A 2,761-nucleotide genomic window follows, 5' to 3' on the forward strand; every position below is an offset into this window, starting at 1 on the left:
CAGGTATTACAAGCAGGATTTTCTAACCTGAATGTTATTTGATCATTCATGCGGTTGCCCTGCGGGAACAAGTACATTGACCAACAAACGCGAGTGTAAGTGGCGATGGATCATCGGGGTGAGCAATTAGATCAGTGTGGTATATCGTTTTACGGTAAATAACAGAGTAACCGTCATTTTTTATTAGAAATAATTCCCCTGTAACCCCGCGGGTTTTGAACGAATACCCATCACGGGTGGTAGTTATGTTAAAACAACATTTTTCGCCAATAACGACAGGTTTAGGTTCACCGTAATAACCACGGCATTTTTGACAACGTTCCATAAATTATTCCTTTTTATACCGATATGACTCAAACCCGCCCGCATTCAACGGCAAATCTAAAGCCCAGTCGGGATTTGTAGCTAACAATGAACTGAGATGTTTGTGGGAATAATCGGGTGTATCCGGTGCTTCGGTCAAAACTTCATCGTGCACCGTCAGGACAATGCCGTAACCGGCTGATTCAATTCTAGGCATATTACCCGCCAGTACATCACGCGCCGCGGCCTGAGTGACGTTTTCGACTAATTTCCCTCCGTAGGTCTTGAGCCGTTGCCATTTGCGGCTGTACGGGTTCGTGCCCATGTAACTGATCTGCCCGTCGTCGAGACGGGGTGAGGGATAGCACACCGCGCGGCCAGATGGCAGAACAACACGGAGCCAGGCACCATCGCGGCGGACTCGCAGCTTACGGCAAGGAATAGTGATACTAGGTGAACTGATAGCGCGCTTCACAGCCTCTTCCAGCTCATACCAGAACGGCACGGTTGCGGTATGGGCATTACGCCACATGCGCTTTAGAGAATCACAGGTAATGAAAACCCGCTCGCTCAGTCCGTAAGTCTGATTTTGTTCGACTGATTTCTTGTACCAGCTCATGGCATCACGCTGAACTTTTACCGGGATATTAGGTAACGCAGCGGTCGCCAGTTCGTCTAAATCGAGTGCATAGGTGAGGGCGAATGTGACAAACGCAGCGACGCCACCCCCGTATCCCAATCCTAGCTCCATCACTTTACCGATCTGGCGCTGGTCCTTTGTGACGTCACCTGGTTCGATGTTGAATGCGCGGGCGTAGGCTAATTTGTAGAGGTCTGCGCCAATACCTTTATCAAAATCACTAAATGCCTTTATCTTCCAGTCTTCACCCGCCAGCCATGCCAACATTCGCCCTTCGATATTGGATAAGTCACTGACAACCAATTTTTTACCGTTCGGCGCGATGATAACGCCGCGCAGGGCTGAGCTGGTCAATTCCATGACGTTATCGAACAGCAGATCTGCACAATCCGATTTCAACGCCTCAATACCGGTGTCTATAGTGGCCTGATTGAGGGTAGCTCTCGGTAAATTTTGGGGCTGGAATAGGCGGCCAGCCCAACGTCCGGTACGTGATGCGCCACAAAATTGTAATGTTCCGCGTAAACGCCCATCGGCGCTTATCCCGTTCATTAGCGCTTTGTATTTACTGGTACTGGTAGTGCTGGCTTGTAACCGGATGGTGAGCAATTCCCGTAACGCGACGGGTAGATCGGGGTCTGCTATGCGTCGTTCCAATGTGCTTTTTTGCATATCAGGTAATTCAATACCAAAGGCCGTGGTGATATGCCGTAGCATGGCGTCACGCTGGGTCGCGGCCTGTACATCACCCTCGGTCAATGCCTGCGTGCGTTTTGCCAACAGTTTCTGTTCCTGCTCAACGGCTGCGATGGCTGATTTTGCCAACTCGATGTCCATATACACGCCACGGTCATTAATTCGCTGGTCATAATGCCAGAGTGCCAGCTCATCGCCCTGATAGTTCCATTTGGGTAGGCGTTTATGTACCTCGCGCATGGCGACGATATCTAGCGCTGCGTACTCAACGAACCGTTGCCACTCCTCTGAGTGGGTTTTACTGGTGGCACGGCGAATGGCGACATTTTTCGGGCGGGGTTTGCAGAATAATTGGATCAGCGCTTTGCCCTCCTTGTCTTTGGCTCTGTCTGATGGGATACCCAGCACCTCACACAATGCCCCTAACGCACCAGGTAGACCATGCGCCAGCGCCTGAACCATCGTGTCACGCCAGCGGCTGATATCGTGATCAAATCCAGGCCAATAACAGCGTAAAACTGTGCGGTCAAAATGCGAATTGTGTGCAAATAGAATAACGTTCGGATCGAGTAATGCAGTGCGTAATTCGGTAGGTATGTCTGTACCGCTGGTAACATCCCACACCTGAACGGGGTTGTCGTCAATTGCCCACGCAAACAGCATGATTTCTGCATGCGCGGCGTAGGCATGAGTGCCATTTTTGATCGGGGTCTCACTGTAGGTTTCGAGGTCGAGCCACAATTTATCCATTGTTCGCCTCTGTCGGTAGCCCAATTAACTCATTAAGTGCCTCACGGCGAACGGCAGGAACTGGTGCAGCTTTCGCCGTTGATTTGGGTAGTAATTCAGCCGCTTCCGGCCATTCTGCTAATAAGCGTTTCACAGTCCGCACTTTCGACAACGCGGCCTCCACATTATTAGTAATATCTTCACGTTGGTTTTCCAACTCGTTGTGACGTTTTTCCAATTCATAGAATTCATTAACCAATGGATTATCGGCTAATATTACATTTTTAATTTTTGGCGTTATTTTAAATACACGTTCACGATATTCACAACGTGAATATCGTAGGCTGCCGTTGTAAAATGCTAACACTGAAATGCCCGCTAAATTAATTTCTA

Annotated in this window: 3 protein-coding genes; all 3 read right to left on the bottom strand. The window is 49.3% G+C overall.

What is annotated here, in order from left to right; translation table 11 throughout:
- Positions 1-46: 46 nt before the first annotated feature.
- Positions 47-325, bottom strand: a complete 279-nt coding sequence (locus AAY47_RS17260) for a hypothetical protein (protein ID WP_047771440.1) — start codon at positions 323-325, stop codon at positions 47-49.
- A 3-nt stretch (positions 326-328) separates the two neighbouring features.
- Positions 329-2,389: a DNA polymerase gene (locus AAY47_RS17265; protein WP_047771441.1), complete on the bottom strand. Its 2,061-nt coding sequence runs from the start codon at positions 2,387-2,389 to the stop codon at positions 329-331.
- The coding region (locus AAY47_RS17270; RefSeq protein ID WP_047771442.1) for an Nmad5 family putative nucleotide modification protein at positions 2,382-2,761 on the bottom strand (380 nt) is incomplete at its 5' end. The genes AAY47_RS17265 and AAY47_RS17270, both read right to left, overlap by 8 nt.

It is taken from the genome of Xenorhabdus griffiniae, assembly GCF_001028135.1.
Lineage (GTDB): Bacteria > Pseudomonadota > Gammaproteobacteria > Enterobacterales > Enterobacteriaceae > Xenorhabdus > Xenorhabdus bakwenae.